Genomic DNA, 17539 nt, shown 5'->3' on the forward strand with positions numbered 1-17539 from the left:
ATGGTTGAGCTATCTCCATCTAATGATAGTTTTAGAATAAAATCGAAGACACCAATAGGCGCATCTACTGCTCTAGTTATCATGATTCAGCCACTTGTTGGCATCTCTCATACGCTGATGAAAGATGCCTTTATTAGCTGGGGAATCAATCAGCAAATTTTAATGAAAGTAGTGTTATTTGCTTTCTCTGTATTTTTGTCTTATCTTATGGCTGTCTTTTATGAAAAAAGTGCGGTAAGAAAGTTTGAATCAAGAGTTCTCCAAAACAGTAAACGCTGTCGACTTGTTTTTGAACCCAAAGGGAAACGAATGATTGATTGGTGGTATATTACTCTTGGAATTAATACGGTTTGTTTAGCATTTTTTATAGGACTTGATAGTGGTTATGAAAGTGCTATATTGGTTATAAATGGCATAATTTCATGGTGGTTTTTTGTAATACTGAGAATGCCACAAATCCCAGAGTATTATAAGACACTAACATTAACTGAAATTGAAGAGCTATAAATACAGAACGTTGAGAAGCTAGAAATGACATTGATTCAGGTATTAAATCAATTTGGGAGGTAATTTTGGAAATTAATTATAGAGAAACGAAGTATTTTTGTCATCAACTTGTAGAGCTAAACGGGAAAAAATATATATTAGATGCAAGTTCAATGACTCCCAAGTTTTACTATTGGGGTGTTCCAACAGACGAGATAACGGTTGAGATGACGGAACTAAATAGAGAAGATATCAATTTTAGTACCCCGATTAATAAGTTTAAAGCTTCATATGTGGCAATCATAGTCCAACCGCTTGTATGGATTGTTTATTCTTTATTGAAAAATTTTTTTAAAGAGTACAATATTAGCCAACAGATAATTTTAAAATTAGTAGTATTTTGTGCATCTATACTATTCTCCTATTTGATTTTTTATTTTAAAAGAGAGAAAGAACGTAAAAATGTTAAAGCTCTATTGCCTTCTTCTAGTAGAAGATATGAGATGATTTTTAAACCAGTATCTGCAAGAAAGCAAGTTTTTGATGCCTATATTTTTAATGTTCCTATAATAGCTTGTTTAGTTCTTTATTTGTCAATTAATGATGGCGGAGAAGGTATTGTTCTCGTTATCAATAGCATTATCTCATTTTTCCTTCTATCATTTTTATTTGGAAAGGTTCCCATTCTTTCCGCTTATAAGATTAGAAACGTCACATTTGAAGGAATTCGAGAAATTAATTAAGGCTTTTGATTCAGGTAGTAGTTCAATTTAGAAAGTGTTTGGGTGGTAAATGTGAAAATTAATTTTAGAGGATTAGATGTTGCTTATTTTGATGTGTTAGAGATGGGAGAGAAAAAGTACGTTCTTGATTCCAACTCCACAACACCAAAGAGTTATTATTGGGGACTTTCCCCTGAAACTCTTGAAGTTGATTTGATAGAACTCGATAGTCAGAATAAAAATTTTGATAAAAAAATTAAGATGGGTCCTTCAGGAATGCGTATGGTATCTATTGGTTTTAGCCTTCTTTTGTATAGAGTAGTAACATCAATTTTTAGATATTATGATATTAGTCATAATCTATATTTAAAAGTATCTTTATTTCCTATATCTATTTTGGTAGCTTATATTGTCTATCAAAGTATTTTAATCAAATCAAGGAAGGAAATTTCAAGTCGTTTATCGCAGGAAAAGAAGAGGTTTAAAATAATCTTTCAGAATAATAAGAAAAAAAGACAATTCCATGCCTATCTATTTCTCATTTTACATACAATTGCTTTCTCTATTTATATGGGAGAAGATGATGGAACAGAAGCTGCAATTCTAGTGTTGAATGGTTTGTTGGCCTATCTATTTATTTGGATTGAATCTGGCGTTATTCCATTGACTTATGCTTATCAAAAGAAATACCTAGAATTTAAAGAAGTGAAAAAGGTATAATGTAACTTATAATAAAATTCAGAAAGTATTTGAGTGGTAAATGTGGAATTAAAATTTAAAAATTCAAGCATGATGTGCTTTCAAATTGTTCAGATAGATAAAGAATCGAAGAAGTATGTCATGGATACAAGTACTATAAGCCCCAAGAGCTATTACTGGGGAATAAAAACAGATACAATTACAGTGAACATGGTAGAGATTGAAAAGAATAATAACCAATTCGAAATTAAACCTAGCAGACCTGTAAGTGCAACAATGGGAGCCATTATCGTTCAACCAATCGTCAAGGTTAGCTATGATGCGCTGAAAAAATTTTTTATTCACAATAATATTAGCGAGCAAATATTATTAAAGTTATTACTCTTTGCAATTTCTATGCTGATTTCTTATTTTGCAATTCTGATTTCATTAAAGTTATCCCATAATAAAGCAGATAAATGGATTCCTCAAAACAGCAATAAATACACAGTGACCTTTACAACTATTAAAAAAAGTAACGGAGGAGTGTATCTGTTCCTTGGATTAAATTTACTTTGTTTACTTTTTTTCCTTGGTTTAAATAATGGAACAGAAGGAGCTTTTTTGGTAATCAATGGAATCGTATCCTTATTCTTTTTCATGTTTGCTCTAGGAAGTTTCCCAGTTGCTCATCTCTACAAACATGGTCAAATTGAGGTTAAAAAGATTGAGAAAATATAGAATAAATGACATTGGAAATAGTATTGATTCAGGTATTAAATCAATTCAGAAAGTGTTTGGGTGGTAAATGATTCATTTGAAGTTTAAGAATGCTAATACGATGGCGTATAGCATTGTAGAAATAGAAAATAAAAAGTATATTATGGACTTAGGTTCAATGAAAGGGAAACGCTATTTTCTCGGATTGATGCCTAACTTAATCACTCTTGATATGATTGAGTTAACTCCCTCTGATGATAGTTTTGAAATTAAGTCTAAACCAAAGATAGGAACAACTACTATATCTATTATGGTACAACCATTTGTAGCTCTACTATATAGAGCTATGGAATCAGCTTTTATTAGTATGGGATTGAGTCAACAGATATTCATGAAAAGTATACTATTTGTCTTGTCTATGATTCTTGCATACTTAGGAGCTGTTTATTATGAAAAAAATTCTCGACGTAATGCATTATCAAGAATACCAGAGAAAAGCAAACGTTATAGAGTCAAGTTTAAACCAAATGGTAAAAGAAATCCTGTAATATTGTTCGGCTTTTTATTGAATATTATTTGTTTTGGATTTTTTATGGGCATTAATGATGGTGCTGAAGGAGCAGTTTTAGTTATAAATGGATTGCTATCAACATTTTTCTTTTTTATAGCTAGAATGCCGACAATCAGTTCTTCATGTAGGAACAAGGAATTAATACCAGTTGAGATAGAGGAAATCTAATATTATAACTTCGAAAATAATGACATTTTTTGTGAATCTAGATAATAGGAGACATTATGTTTAAATCTAATAAATGGCTGTACTTTTTGTTATCCATTCCATTTCTGCTTCTTTTTTTAACATTTCTAAGTTATGGGAATTTTCTTCTTAACAATAACGGAAGATTTGTACATGAGCATGAAAAGACTATTAAGAGTGCGGTTATTACCTACCTGGAAGATGAGGAAAGGCAATCTATAAAGTCTCTTAAAATTCTACCAAATTCTGCTAGAGGAGGGTATGATAATGGTGGTGATGTGGGTGGAAGTTACCATATTCAATTTTCAGCCTATGTCAACGATAATCCTAAGCAGTCTTTAAAAGCGGAGTTGTATTTTCCAGATGCAAGCATTTCACCTTTTACTTTGATCAAACCCGATCCTTTTAAAGACAAAAAGAAGAAGATGTCACGATGGTTTATAGGTAAGATCGAGTTGTCGAACGACCCATATTGGAGAAAGGAGTAAAAATGAATTATTTAGAAATACGCAAGAAATATGGATTTTATAGAAAAGTCGTGATTGTTTTGGCTGTTCTTCTCATTCTTTTTGTAGCTTGGATGGTGAAAGACAGGACTATTCAAACCCTTTGTATTTTACTCATAAATGCACTCTTATTCCTTTCCATCTCGATAATCAGAAGAGGGTATTTAAGAAATGGTACTAAGTTACTGCATATGGACTTAGATTTACCATCTTGGAAGCAATACATTGAGTTGAACAAAGATGCAAAAAGAGCAATTATACAAATGGATGTAACTCTAACATCTGTTGGATATTCCTATATGATTGGTGATTTTGATGCTGCCATCAAGGAATCCTCTAAAGCACTGACTAATCAAAAACTGAAGCTGAAATACAGAGATTTTTTAGAGAGTTACCTTATTCGCTCGAGTATTCTTGCGCATCCTGACCTGACTAGGAACGAGCTTGAACTTATGTTAAACAAAATGTCCATATCAGATCCATCCCTAGCTGAGAAAACAAAAAGCGTGAGTATCGCGCTTTACGATTTAACAATTGCTCATCAATCCAATGATTACTTTGAAGACTTGGAAAACGAATTTAAATATCAACAATTGGAAATCACTTACTATCAAGCTTTGAACTCTAAATTAAAAGGAGATATGACCAGGGCAAATGAGTTGTTTAGAAAACTTGCTCAAGAAGATGAACAGCTCTATATCGTACGGAAGTCTAAAGAATTTTTAAATAGTGAATCTATTAATTAGCGATGAATAAGTACAGAAAAGGATAAAAAGGATTAAGTGTGAAATCAAATAAATTATTGCTAATAAACGGAGTTATTTCTTTAATTGGAGCTTTAACAATTACTTACCTTTCTTCTAAAATGTGGAAATTTGAAATCATTTACTGGGTGATACCTAATCTTGTTAGACTTTCTAGTTGGGATGGAATCTACTTTTCAACTTGTTTAATATTGCTGTTTTTTGGTTTTGTAGCATTCCTTCTTCATGATGAGGAATCAAAAGTCGATAAGAAGACTTATCAGTTTCTTTTGATTGCATCGATTATTGGTTTTATTCCAATATTAGCTGGATTATCCAGTGTGTTCGCATTTGTTTCAGCTATCTTTTACTTAATGGATTATATAAAATTTTCAAAAAAGTAAAGTAGTGAATTGCTAACAATAAGTATTTATTCTTGTTTAAGTTGAGTTTAGTGTTTGATACATTAACGTCTCTATTCTAGTTAGAGGATTCGATTTTTCAAGCATTTAGATGGCGTTTACATAACTCAAGTGATATAATTAGTTACTAGAATTTTTGTAACTATTAAAGGAGTACTATTAATGAAAAAAGCAATGTTGATTATCAACCCTACCTCTGGTGGGGAAAAGGCTTTGGATTATAAGACCAAACTGGAGAATAAAGCCAAAGATTATTTTGAGCACGTGGAAACCAAAATTACTGAAAAAGCGCTGGATGCAACACACTTTGCTGAGGAAGCGTCTCGTGAACAGTACGATGCAGTGCTTGTTTTCGGTGGGGATGGGACTGTCAATGAAGTTATTTCGGGTATTGCTGAGAGAGACTACATTCCTAAGTTGGGGATTATCCCTGGCGGTACGGGTAACCTCATTACGAAACTGTTGGAAATCAATCAAGACATCGATGGTGCGATTGATGAACTCGATTTTAACTTAACCAACAAGATTGATATCGGTAAAGCAAATGACAATTATTTTGGTTATATCTTTAGTATCGGCTCTCTGCCTGAGGCGATTCACAATGTTGAAATCGAGGACAAGACAAAATTCGGTATTCTTGCCTATGCTGTAAATACCATGAAGTCTGTTATGACGGATCAGGTCTTTAACATTAAGGTTGAGACAGAAAATGGAAATTATGTAGGTGAAGCTAGTCATGTTTTGGTTCTCTTGACAAATTACTTCGCTGATAAGAAAATCTTTGAAGAAGACAAAGATGGCTATGCTAATATTTTGATTCTAAAAGATGCTTCTCTATTCTCTAAATTATCTGTTATTCCTGACTTACTAAAAGGAGATGTTGTCGGCAATGATAATATTGAGTATATCAGAGCGCGTAATATTAAGATCTCTTCAGATAGTGAATTGGAGTCAGATGTTGACGGCGATAAATCGGATAACCTACCTGTAGAAATCAAAGTCCTAGCTCAGCGAGTAGAAGTATTTTCAAAACCGAAAGAGTAGAAGATAAAAAATATTTTATTTTTCACTGCGAAATTAAGTTCTATATCAACGATTGGAGGAGGAATGAATTCTCTATTTGATGAATTTCGAACAATTTGTTCTCATTTAAACCAAGTCGGAATCACTCCGACGCTCATGGGCTCTTTGGGGTTTGAATACCGATCAAATGAAGAATGGGGACCGTCTGACATTGACATTCATGTGCCTGGTGACCCTAGAGGTTGGGAAGCACCTGATCATCTCAGAATTTATGACTGGGACAAGATAATGAAAGTGATGAAACACTTAGGCTATGCCTTAATAGATATTCATGAGCATGAATTCCAAAAAGATGGTCTGAGTGTTGAGTTTGGAAGTATTGATTCTTTACCTGATTTTGCAGGAGTTTCGGAATCGGATATAGAGTTGATTCATCTCGAAAACATCACTTTTCGCATTCCAAGTTTGGAACAGTTTTTAAGTATTTACAAGGCTTCTTCCCAAGATTCCTATCGAAATGAACACAATAACAATAAGGATTTTAAAAAGATAGAATGGTTGGAAAGACAGTTGTAAATCATCAATCTGAAAGTAGTAGGTATTAAGACTTACTGCTTTTTTATATCCTCAAAAACAATCCACTCGAAACTACGGATTAGTCTTGAAAATAAAATTTTAAAGTAGTATACTAGAATCACAATTGTGAAAACGTTTGCGTCGCAAATGAACTCAAGTTAATTAGGAGACAAAACAGTGGAATTAACAGCCATTTACCATAGACCGGAGTCGGAGTATGCTTATCTTTATAAAGACAAGACAATGCACATTCGCATTCGAACGAAAAGAGGAGATATTGCAAGTATCAACTTGCATTATGGAGACACTTTTATCTTTTTAGAGGACCACTATGAAGCAAACAAGGCGATGGTCAAAGTGACTTCTGATGCCTTATTTGATTACTGGCAAGCGGAAGTTTCAGTTAGCTATGCGCGACTTCAGTATCTTTTTGAGCTTAAAGATAAGCAAGGTCAGGGTATTTTGTACGGCGATAAGGGATGTGTTGAAAACACGCTAGAAAACCTTCATTATGAAGGAAATGGCTTTAAAATTCCTTATATCCATGAGATTGATGCTTGCCAAGTTCCTGACTGGGTAGCAGAGACGGTATGGTACCAGATTTTCCCAGAACGCTTTGCTAATGGCAATCCGGATATTTCACCAGAAGGGACTTTAGCTTGGGATTCCTCTATCAAACCAAAGACGAGCGATTTCTTTGGTGGTGATTTACAAGGCATTATTGACCATCTGGATTACTTGCAGGACTTGGGCATTACAGGTCTTTATCTCTGTCCGATTTTTGAATCCCCGAGCAATCACAAGTATAATACGACGGATTATTTCGAAATTGACCGTCATTTTGGAGACAAGAAAATCTTCCGTAAACTGGTGGAGGGAGCCCATCAGAGGGGCATGAAAATCATGCTGGATGCTGTTTTCAATCATATCGGGGACCAGTCTCCACAATGGCAGGATGTTCTCAAGCATGGTGAAAAGTCGGAATATAAAGACTGGTTCCATGTTCAAGAATTCCCCGTGACCAAGGATAAGCTGGGAAACCCAAGAAAACTCCCTTACCATACCTTTGCCTTTGCCAGCTATATGCCCAAGCTCAATACGGCCAATCCTCAAGTGAGAGACTATCTGTTAAGCGTTGCGACTTACTGGATTGAAGAGTTTGATATCGATGCATGGCGCCTGGATGTAGCAAATGAAGTAGACCATCAATTTTGGAGAGATTTCCATAAGGCTGTCTTGGCTAAAAAGCCTGACCTTTATATTCTTGGAGAGGTTTGGCACACTTCCCAGCCCTGGCTAAATGGCGATGAATTCCACGCAGTCATGAACTATCCTCTCTCTGATAGTATCAAGGATTATTTCTTGCGTGAGGTTAAGAAGACACCTCAACTTATTGATGAAATCAATAGCCAATCTATGTACTATAGACAACAGATTTCGGAAGTGATGTTCAATCTTCTGGATTCGCATGATACGGAGCGCATTTTGACTACTGCCAAGGAAGATGTTCAACTCGTTAAGTCTGCCCTTGCTTGCCTCTTTCTACAAAGGGGGACACCGTGTTTCTACTATGGAACTGAGTTGGAGTTAGGTGGAGGGCCAGACCCAGATTGTCGTCGTGTCATGCCTTGGGACCGTGTTTCCGACAGCAATGAGATGTTGAATTTTATGAAGAAGTTGATTCAGCTTCGTAAGAGTGTCTCAGATATAATCCAGAACGGGACCTATAGACTGAAAGAAATCAAGCCGGACGTGCTATCTCTCGAATGGAATTATGATGGACAAAAACTCCAAGCTATTTTTAACCAATCATCTGAAAATTATCTTGTCAATAGTGACACTGTAGCGCTAGCCAGTCATTGCGAAAAACTAGACCAGCAACTGGCGATTTTGCCTAAAGGTTTCGTCATTCAATAAAAAATAGGATTAAAAAGGCTGTAATGAATGGGTGATTCGTGCAGTCTTTTTTTGACTTATGTAGTATAATATAGCTAAGTCACGGATTACTGGATGAGGGATTAGTGAAGAGTGTTTAAAAAGTAATAGAGAATGGTACTCTAGAAGGAGAATAGCATGAAACGATCGAGAAAAGTAGTAGCCTTGGGACTGTGTTTGCCCTTATTTCTTGGCTTGGCTGCTTGTCACCAAAATAATACGAGCACTGAAGCTACAAATCAGACACAGACCAGCTCAGATAAAGTTCCTTGGACGGCTTCATATTCCAATCTAAACGGTCAAGTCAGTACCGAAGAGGTCAAATCTTTCTTATCAGCTCACTTGGACCCAAATAGTGTTGATGCATTTTTCAATCTTGTTACAGACTATAATGCGACTGTCGGTTCTACTGGCTTAAATGGTGATTTTACCTCCTTTACGAAGACAGAATACGACGTAGAGAAAATCAGCAACCTCTGGAACCAAAAAAAGGGTGACTTTGTCGGGACCAACTGCCGCATCAATAGCTATGCGCTCTTGAAAAATTCGGTCACAATTCCAAAACTTGAAAAGAATGATCAGCTTCTTTTTGTGGATAACGATGCTATCGATAAGGGAAAGGTATTTGATGCGAAAGATAAGGAAGAGTTTGACATTCTATTTTCTAGGGTAGCGACGGAACCAACGACGGATGTAAAAGTTCACGCGCAGAAGATGGAGAAATTCTTTTCCCAGTTTCAATTTAATGACAAAGCTCGAATGCTGTCTGTAGTCTTGCATGATAATTTGGATGGAGAGTTTCTTTTTGTCGGGCATGTTGGTATTTTAGTGCCGGCTGAAGATGGTTTCTTATTTGTAGAGAAACTGACTTTTGAAGAGCCTTATCAAGCTATTAAGTTTGCGAGCAAGGAAGATTGTTACAAGTATTTAGCTACAAAGTATGCTGATTACACTGGTGACGGACTCGCTAAGCCTTTCATTATGGATAATGAAAAGTGGGTTGAAGGTTATTAAGCTAGGCAAGGGAGAAGTAGTATGGAGACAGTAGTAGCACTTTTAGTTGTCATTCTTATCGGATTCTGGGCTGTAAACATTCTCAAGCCTGGTAAGGCAAATAAAAAGGAAAGATTTATTGGCTATATGCAGCGCTATGATATAGATGGTGAGGGTTATCAGTCAGAAGTCTGGGAAGTGACGGAAGATGAGAATGAGAAATAAGGAGGAGTATCCAAAAACAGTAGATTTCTTGCCTTTTTCAAGAAAGGGAACTAGTAACATTAGTGCTATTCTAAGGAACTTATAGGAGGAAACATTATGGGAATGATTGCTAATTATCAATATCTATCTGATAATGAATTAAGCCAAATAAAGCGGTATTCTTGTCAAGAAGAGGATTTGCTTGACTTGGTAGAGGATTATCCTGAGGGAAATGATACGTTGATAGATATTGACAAAATGTGGGATGCCTTACTCTTTGTTATGACAGGTTTTAGTAGTTCAGAATTTATGGATGACGATCCCTTGAGAGAAGCTGTCTTGGGAGTAACTTCTTTAGAAAATGTATCGGAGTATATAGCCTATACTGAACACTCAAAGATAGCTGAGATTGTTCAAGCATTAGAGAATTTTGACATGGATAGGGCTTTAGCTAACTTTAGCATGGAAGCATGCAAGAAGGCAGATTTGTATCCCGATATTTGGGATTATCTTGATGAAGAGGAAGAAATCAAGGATGATATTCGAACCTGTTTTGTAAAAATGAAGGACTTTTATAAGAAAATCTTAACTCTCAAAGGAAATGTCCTAGTGACTATTTGTTAACTACTTTTACCAACTGTTAGTCAGGTGCGTGATGAATGTACATGTAGAAAATCGTACACCTGATGATTTGTCTGGTGAAGAAAATATTCCACAGTATAGTCGGACGGAATAGATAGAAATTGGTTATAGAATTTGTAAGCATAATAGATTTTAAACTTTAAGATGGAGGATTAAAGAGATGGGAAAAATTGAATGGGAAAATGCAAAGACACGTTTAGATGCCTTACTTGTCATTGATGAGTATCGAACAGATCCAAATGAGACCTGGCTTCGATTGATCTTTAAGACTGAGGGAAGCTACGGAATCCGTTACCTTATCGACAACGGTTCTGGTGATTCTCTAGATGTGATTTTCACTGATAAAATGATCCTTATAAAGGGCTTTGATCATGAAAGCAGTTTGAGTCAATTTGCTGCTGACGAGTGGGATCAAGACATCATAGACGGATTTTATAGAGGACTAGATGAAAAGTATCAAAACCTATACTCAGAAGAGCAAAAAGATGAAACAACTTTCTTTATCTGGTATGACGGTCAAGAGCATCAAAATACCTACCAAGAGCAGGACGGTGGCGAATGGTTGTTATCCTATTTCTTTGACAGTTTTGAGAAATTTCATGAGTTTGTGACGGATTACTATTCAATTACCGTAGATGAGGACTTACTTAGAAAACTTTACAATCAAGGCCAGCTTTCAGAAGTAGAATTGGAGCAGTTGATTCGCACTTCCTAGCTAGAAATGTGTATAAAATCTGATGAAAAGAACTGATTTTCAATATCAAGTTATACTTGAAGAATTATTGAAGAAGTTAATGTCTGTAGTTTCTTTTTTCTTATGCAGATAACGATTTAAAACGATTTCTTTTTATAGTTCAACAGAATTTGACGAACAAAAAACAAAATTATTTAAAAAAGTTTCACAAAATGCTTTACAAGCTTTTATAAACATGATATAGTTATAAGGCTTAGAAAATGAGAAGATGTTTTCTAGCAAATATAAACCCGAGTAAAAAATGCCTACGGACAGGCAGGGTTGAATGCCGAAGCGTGGTTGAAAAGCCACATTATTGATAGGGTTAAAAGCCTACTTTTATAAGTTGATGTTAGGACGTTTGTCCTAATTCATAAATTTTTAGTGTGGTGAAAGCACACGTCATCTTGTGAAACGATCAATAAAGTACGTAATATTTGCTACTAGAGAGTTAGGAAACATCGGGAACAGACATACTCAACAGAAACCAAAATACACACGTCAGAAGATTGCAGAGCAGGTGAAAACCTGCTCTTTTTTCATAAGTCAACCTTTAGTCGCCTTTATCTTCTTGAGGTGCTAAAAATACGGTAAAGGAGTAAGTCTTGAAGAAGTTAGATCAAAACCAAGCCCCAATTTACGAGGCCTTGGTCAAGCTACGCAAGAAAAGGATTGTTCCCTTTGATGTGCCAGGTCACAAGCGTGGACGAGGAAATCCGGAACTTGTCGAACTGTTAGGAGAAAAATGCGTTGGTATCGATGTCAATTCGATGAAACCCTTGGATAATCTTGGTCATCCTATTTCGATTATTCGAGATGCGGAGGAGTTAGCTGCGGATGCTTTTGGTGCAGCCCATGCCTTTCTCATGATTGGGGGAACAACCTCATCAGTTCAAACTATGATTCTTTCAACTTGTAAGGCAGGAGATAAGATTATTCTGCCACGAAATGTCCACAAATCTGCTATCAATGCTCTGGTTCTATGCGGTGCCATTCCCATCTATATCGAGATGAGTGTGGATCCTAAAATCGGCATCGCTTTAGGTCTTGAAAATGATCGTGTGGCCCAGGCCATTAAGGAACATCCAGATGCTAAAGCTATCCTAATCAACAATCCTACTTACTATGGGATTTGTTCAGACCTCAAGGGTTTAACGGAAATGGCTCATGAAGCGGGAATGTTGGTTTTAGTGGATGAAGCCCATGGAGCGCATTTGCATTTTACAGACAAATTGCCATTGTCTGCTATGGATGCGGGTGCTGATATGGCGGCGGTCTCTATGCATAAGTCTGGTGGGAGTTTGACTCAGAGCTCCATTTTACTTATCGGGGAGCAGATGAACCCTGAGTACGTTCGTCAGATCATCAACCTGACCCAGTCTACATCTGCCTCTTACTTGTTGATGGCTAGTTTGGATATTTCTCGACGGAACTTAGCTCTTCGTGGTAAAGAGTCTTTTGAGAAAGTCATTGAGCTATCCGAATACGCTCGTCGTGAAATCAATGCTATCGGTGGTTACTATGCCTACTCAAAAGAGCTCATAGACGGTGTGTCGGTCTGTGATTTTGACGTGACCAAGCTGTCAGTTTACACTCAGGGAATTGGGCTAACAGGGATAGAGGTTTATGATCTCTTGCGAGATGAATACGATATTCAGATTGAATTCGGGGATATTGGCAATATATTGGCCTACATTTCCATTGGTGACCGCATCCAAGACATCGAGCGTTTGGTCGGTGCTTTGGCTGATATCAAGAGACTCTACTCAAGAGATGGAAAAGATTTGATTGCTGGAGAGTATATCCAGCCCGAGTTAGTGCTGTCTCCGCAAGAAGCCTTCTATTCAGAGAGAAAAAGTTTGACTTTAGACGAATCTGTTGGACAGGTCTGTGGAGAATTTGTCATGTGTTATCCTCCAGGGATTCCAATCCTAGCACCGGGTGAACGTATTACACGAGAAATTGTGGATTATATCCTATTTGCCAAAGAACGTGGTTGCTCCCTCCAAGGGACGGAAGATCCAGAAGTCAATCACATCAACGTTATTGATAGAAAGGAGAACTAGATGGATTTGTGGTTTTCTGAAGTTCATACTCCAGATGTGAAATTATCCTTGAGAACTGCCAAGCAACTCTATGCTGGAAAAAGTGAATGGCAGGATATCGAAGTCTTGGATACTCCAGCTTTTGGGAAAATACTGATTTTAAATGGGCACGTCTTGTTTTCAGATGCGGATGATTTTGTTTACAACGAAATGACGGTACACGTTCCCATGGCTGTCCACCCAAATCCCAAGAAAGTCTTGGTTATTGGAGGTGGCGACGGTGGTGTTGCACAAGTTTTGACACTGTATCCAGAATTGGAACAAATCGATATTGTGGAACCAGATGAGATGTTGGTTGAGGTCTGTCGTGAGTATTTCCCAGACTTTGCTGCAGGGCTAGATGACCCTCGTGTTACGATTTATTATCAAAATGGACTGCGATTTTTGAGAAACTGTGAGGATGATTACGATATTATCATCAACGATGCGACAGATCCATTTGGACATACGGAAGGGCTCTTTACCAAGGAATTTTACGGAAACAGTTACAGAGCTCTCAAAGAAGACGGTATCATGATTTATCAGCATGGGAGTCCTTTCTTTGACGAGGATGAGTCAGCTTGCCGAAGCATGCACCGCAAGGTCAATCAAGCCTTTCCAATCAGCCGGGTCTATCAGGCGCATATCCCAACCAGTCCAGCTGGCTATTGGTTGTTTGGATTTGCATCGAAAAAATACCACCCTATCAAAGATTTTGACAAGGAAGGTTGGAAAAAACGCCAGCTTTTCACGGAATACTATACTGCAAACTTACACGTGGGAGCCTTTATGTTGCCCAAGTATGTTGAGGACATTTTAGAAGAAGAGGAAGGAAAAAAATGAGTCGTTTACTAGTTATCGGATGTGGGGGCGTTGCCCAAGTTGCTATTTCAAAGATTTGCCAAGATAGCGAAACCTTTACAGAAATTATGATTGCTAGCCGTACCAAGTCAAAATGTGATGACTTGAAGGCTAAACTGGAAGGCAAAACAAGTACAAAAATTGAAACTGCTGCTCTTGATGCTGACAAGGTTGAAGAAGTGATTGCCTTGATTGAAAGCTACAAGCCAGAAGCCGTTTTGAATGTAGCACTCCCATATCAAGATTTAACCATCATGGATGCTTGTTTGGCGACAGGTGTCCACTATATCGATACTGCCAACTATGAGGCTGAAGATACAGAAGACCCAGAATGGCGCGCCATTTATGAAAAACGTTGCAAGGAACTTGGTTTTACAGCTTACTTTGACTACTCATGGCAATGGGCTTATCAGGAGAAATTCAAAGAAGCAGGCTTAACCGCTCTGCTTGGATCTGGTTTTGACCCAGGTGTGACTAGTGTCTTTTCAGCCTATGCTCTCAAACACTATTTTGACGAAATTCACTATATCGACATTTTAGACTGTAATGGAGGTGACCACGGTTATCCATTTGCGACAAACTTTAACCCAGAAATCAATCTCCGCGAGGTTTCTGCGCCAGGTTCTTACTGGGAAGATGGAAAATGGGTTGAAGTCGAAGCTATGTCTATCAAGCGTGAGTATGATTTCCCTCAAGTTGGACAAAAAGACATGTATCTCCTTCACCATGAAGAAATTGAATCATTGGCGAAAAACATTCCTGGTGTCAAACGGATTCGTTTCTTTATGACTTTCGGCCAATCCTATCTAACGCATATGAAATGCTTGGAAAACGTTGGTCTCCTTCGTACGGATGCTATTAACTTTAATGGACAAGACATTGTGCCGATTCAATTCTTAAAAGCCTTGCTTCCAGATCCTGCCAGCCTTGGCCCACGTACAGTTGGTAAAACCAATATTGGATGTATCTTTACAGGTGTCAAAGATGGCGTTGAAAAGACTATCTATATCTACAATGTTTGCGACCATCAGGAATGCTACGCAGAAGTTGGTTCACAGGCAATCTCTTACACGACTGGTGTTCCAGCTATGATTGGGACAAAATTAGTGATGGATGGGACTTGGAGACAACCTGGAGTGTATAATCTTGAAGAACTGGATCCAGATCCATTCATGGAAGCTTTGAATGAGTACGGCTTACCTTGGGTTGTGGTTGAAAATCCACAAATGGTGGACTAATGAAGCTAGAACAAGTACCCACACCAGCCTATGTCATTGACTTGGCCAAGTTAGAAGCCAATTGCCATATTTTACAGCAAGTTCAGGAAGAAGCGGGCTGCAAGGTTTTACTGGCCCAGAAGGCTTATTCTCTCTACAAAACCTACCCCATGATTAGCCAGTATCTATCTGGTACAACGGCTAGTGGACTCTATGAAGCTAAGTTAGCTAGAGAAGAGTTTCCGGGGGAAGTCCATGTCTTTGCGCCTGCTTTCAAGGAATCAGATATGGAAGAGCTACTACAAATATCTGACCATATCGTTTTTAACTCCGAGAGACAGTTGCGTAAACACGGTCCTCGTTGCCGAGAGGCTGGTATCAGTGTCGGTTTGCGCCTCAACCCTCAGTGTTCAACTCAAGGAGATCACGCGCTCTACGATCCTTGTGCACCTGGCTCCCGTTTTGGAGTTAGCTTAGACAAGATACCGAGTGATTTGCTGGACTTGGTGGATGGGCTTCATTTTCATACCCTTTGTGAACAGGGGGCAGATGATTTAGAGATAACTTTGAAAGCTGTAGAAGAACAGTTTGGACCTTATTTACATGAAGTCAAATGGCTCAATATGGGTGGAGGACACCACATCACAAGAGAAGACTACGATGTGAATTTGCTGATTTCTGAAATCAAACGTATCCGAGATACTTACAATCTTGAAGTCTATATCGAGCCGGGTGAAGCTATTGCGCTCAATGCGGGTTATCTAGCAACTGAAGTATTGGACATTGTCGAAAACGGTATGGAAATCTTGGTTTTAGACGCCTCTGCGACCTGCCATATGCCAGATGTACTTGAAATGCCCTATCGTCCACCTTTGAGAAACGGATTTGATGCGCGTGAAAAAGCCCATACCTATAGACTTTCTTCTAATACCTGTCTGACGGGTGATGTGATTGGTGATTATAGTTTTGAAAATCCAGTCCAAATCGGTGATAGACTTTACTTTGAAGACATGGCAATCTACTCCTTTGTCAAAAATAATACCTTTAACGGTATTGGATTGCCAAGTCTCTATCTTATGGACGAGCAGGGTGACTGCAGCTTAGTCAAAGCCTTTGGCTATCAAGATTTTAAAGGGAGATTATCATGATAGAAACTCCGAAAAAAGCAGGCTATCGTATGCCAGCAGAGTACGAACCCCATCATGGCACCCTCATGATATGGCCGACTCGACCAGGTTCATGGCCTTTTCAAGGAAAGGCTGCAAAAAAAGCATTTAGCCAAATTATCAAGACCATAGCAGAAGGGGAAACTGTTTATCTTTTGGTGGAACGGGACCATCTATCTGAAGCCCAATCCTATCTCGGAGACAAGGTCGTTTATCTAGATATTCCTACCAATGATGCCTGGGCCCGTGATACTGGTCCGACTATTCTCGTCAATGATAAAAGAGACAAGTTGGCAGTCGATTGGTCTTTCAATGCCTGGGGTGGTGCTGTTGATGGTCTTTATCAAGATTATGAAGATGATGACCAAGTAGCCAGTCATTTTGCTGAGGCCTTGGAAATGCCTGTTTACGATGCCAAACCTTTTGTACTGGAAGGTGGCGCAATCCATAGCGATGGTCAAGGAACGATTCTTGTGACTGAAAGTTGCTTGCTTAGTCCTGGGCGTAATCCTCACCTGACTAAAGAGGAAATTGAAAACACTTTATTAGAAAGCCTCGGTGCTGAAAAAGTTATTTGGCTTCCTTATGGTATTTATCAGGACGAAACCAATGAACACGTTGACAATGTTGCAGCTTTCGTTGGTCCTGCTGAACTTGTCTTGGCTTGGACAGATGATCAAAACGATCCCCAGTATGCCATGTCTGCAGCTGACCTTGCCCTTTTAGAAAAGGAAACGGATGCAAAAGGTCGCACTTTCACTATTCATAAGCTTCCTATTCCAGCTAATCTACAAGTCGTTACTGAAGAAGATTTGTCAGGCTACATCTATGAAGAAGGGGAAGAAGAGCGTTATGCAGGTGAACGTCTTGCAGCTTCCTATGTCAATTTCTATATTGCAAACAAGTCTGTCTTAGTGCCCCAGTTTGAGGATGTAAACGACCAAGTGGCCCTAGATATCCTCAGCAAGTGTTTCCCAGACCGTAAGGTCGTAGGAATTCCAGCCAGAGATATTCTCTTAGGTGGTGGCAATATTCACTGTATCACCCAACAAATCCCAGAATAGGAGAAAA

General features: G+C 38.1%; 20 protein-coding genes. All 20 read left to right on the forward strand.

Annotated elements, in window-relative coordinates; all coding sequences use genetic code 11:
- The coding region (locus tag HMPREF2766_RS01545; protein WP_070567320.1) for a DUF443 domain-containing protein at positions 1 to 507 on the forward strand (507 nt) is incomplete at its 5' end.
- A 65-nt stretch (positions 508 to 572) separates the two neighbouring features.
- Complete coding sequence (locus HMPREF2766_RS01550; protein ID WP_070567321.1) at positions 573 to 1229, forward strand: DUF443 domain-containing protein; 657 nt, start codon at positions 573 to 575, stop codon at positions 1227 to 1229.
- A 42-nt stretch (positions 1230 to 1271) separates the two neighbouring features.
- Positions 1272 to 1928 carry a DUF443 domain-containing protein gene (locus HMPREF2766_RS01555; protein ID WP_000248558.1) on the forward strand — a complete coding sequence of 219 codons (657 nt, stop codon included), beginning with the start codon at positions 1272 to 1274 and terminating at the stop codon, positions 1926 to 1928.
- Positions 1929 to 1970: 42 nt separating this feature from the next.
- Positions 1971 to 2627 carry a DUF443 domain-containing protein gene (locus HMPREF2766_RS01560; RefSeq protein ID WP_257371858.1) on the forward strand — a complete coding sequence of 219 codons (657 nt, stop codon included), beginning with the start codon at positions 1971 to 1973 and terminating at the stop codon, positions 2625 to 2627.
- A gap of 67 nt (positions 2628 to 2694) precedes the next feature.
- On the forward strand, positions 2695 to 3345 hold the full coding sequence (locus HMPREF2766_RS01565) for a DUF443 domain-containing protein (protein WP_070567323.1): 651 nt from the start codon (positions 2695 to 2697) through the stop codon (positions 3343 to 3345).
- A gap of 56 nt (positions 3346 to 3401) precedes the next feature.
- Positions 3402 to 3851 (forward strand): hypothetical protein, encoded by a 450-nt coding sequence (locus HMPREF2766_RS01570; RefSeq protein WP_070567325.1) that lies wholly within the window; start codon positions 3402 to 3404, stop codon positions 3849 to 3851.
- Between the two features lie 2 nt (positions 3852 to 3853).
- Positions 3854 to 4615 carry a hypothetical protein gene (locus HMPREF2766_RS01575; protein ID WP_070567327.1) on the forward strand — a complete coding sequence of 254 codons (762 nt, stop codon included), beginning with the start codon at positions 3854 to 3856 and terminating at the stop codon, positions 4613 to 4615.
- A 38-nt stretch (positions 4616 to 4653) separates the two neighbouring features.
- Positions 4654 to 5016, forward strand: a complete 363-nt coding sequence (locus HMPREF2766_RS01580) for a hypothetical protein (RefSeq protein WP_070567329.1) — start codon at positions 4654 to 4656, stop codon at positions 5014 to 5016.
- A gap of 180 nt (positions 5017 to 5196) precedes the next feature.
- Positions 5197 to 6078, forward strand: coding sequence for a diacylglycerol/lipid kinase family protein (locus HMPREF2766_RS01585; protein ID WP_070567331.1), 882 nt, complete (start codon positions 5197 to 5199; stop codon positions 6076 to 6078).
- Between the two features lie 63 nt (positions 6079 to 6141).
- The gene (locus HMPREF2766_RS01590) at positions 6142 to 6633 is read left to right on the forward strand and encodes a phosphoribosylanthranilate isomerase (protein ID WP_070567333.1); all 492 of its coding nucleotides are present in this window, start codon (positions 6142 to 6144) and stop codon (positions 6631 to 6633) included.
- Between the two features lie 177 nt (positions 6634 to 6810).
- Positions 6811 to 8550, forward strand: a complete 1740-nt coding sequence (locus HMPREF2766_RS01595; RefSeq protein ID WP_000423955.1) for a glycoside hydrolase family 13 protein — start codon at positions 6811 to 6813, stop codon at positions 8548 to 8550.
- A 156-nt stretch (positions 8551 to 8706) separates the two neighbouring features.
- Positions 8707 to 9582 carry a DUF4300 family protein gene (locus HMPREF2766_RS01600; RefSeq protein ID WP_070567334.1) on the forward strand — a complete coding sequence of 292 codons (876 nt, stop codon included), beginning with the start codon at positions 8707 to 8709 and terminating at the stop codon, positions 9580 to 9582.
- Positions 9583 to 9603: 21 nt separating this feature from the next.
- Positions 9604 to 9786: a hypothetical protein gene (locus HMPREF2766_RS01605; protein WP_070567336.1), complete on the forward strand. Its 183-nt coding sequence runs from the start codon at positions 9604 to 9606 to the stop codon at positions 9784 to 9786.
- Positions 9787 to 9882: 96 nt separating this feature from the next.
- The gene (locus HMPREF2766_RS01610; RefSeq protein WP_070567338.1) at positions 9883 to 10389 is read left to right on the forward strand and encodes a YfbM family protein; all 507 of its coding nucleotides are present in this window, start codon (positions 9883 to 9885) and stop codon (positions 10387 to 10389) included.
- 178 nt (positions 10390 to 10567) lie between these two features.
- Positions 10568 to 11122, forward strand: coding sequence for a hypothetical protein (locus HMPREF2766_RS01615; protein WP_070567340.1), 555 nt, complete (start codon positions 10568 to 10570; stop codon positions 11120 to 11122).
- A gap of 623 nt (positions 11123 to 11745) precedes the next feature.
- A complete protein-coding gene (locus HMPREF2766_RS01620) occupies positions 11746 to 13206 on the forward strand; it encodes an aminotransferase class I/II-fold pyridoxal phosphate-dependent enzyme (RefSeq protein WP_070567342.1) in 1461 nt (486 codons plus the stop codon).
- Entirely contained in the window at positions 13207 to 14067 is an 861-nt protein-coding gene (gene speE, locus HMPREF2766_RS01625; RefSeq protein WP_000366710.1) for a polyamine aminopropyltransferase, read from the forward strand.
- Positions 14064 to 15323, forward strand: a complete 1260-nt coding sequence (locus tag HMPREF2766_RS01630; protein WP_070567344.1) for a saccharopine dehydrogenase family protein — start codon at positions 14064 to 14066, stop codon at positions 15321 to 15323. Before speE ends, HMPREF2766_RS01630 begins: the two co-directional genes overlap by 4 nt.
- Positions 15323 to 16450 carry a carboxynorspermidine decarboxylase gene (gene nspC / locus HMPREF2766_RS01635; RefSeq protein ID WP_070567347.1) on the forward strand — a complete coding sequence of 376 codons (1128 nt, stop codon included), beginning with the start codon at positions 15323 to 15325 and terminating at the stop codon, positions 16448 to 16450. The genes HMPREF2766_RS01630 and nspC overlap by 1 nt, the downstream gene beginning before the upstream one ends.
- On the forward strand, positions 16447 to 17532 hold the full coding sequence (gene aguA, locus HMPREF2766_RS01640; RefSeq protein WP_070567349.1) for an agmatine deiminase: 1086 nt from the start codon (positions 16447 to 16449) through the stop codon (positions 17530 to 17532). The genes nspC and aguA overlap by 4 nt, the downstream gene beginning before the upstream one ends.
- The last annotated feature ends 7 nt before the right edge of the window (positions 17533 to 17539 follow it).

Origin of the sequence: Streptococcus sp. HMSC076C08 (genome assembly GCF_001810825.1) — a bacterium.
Taxonomy (GTDB): Bacteria; Bacillota; Bacilli; order Lactobacillales; family Streptococcaceae; genus Streptococcus.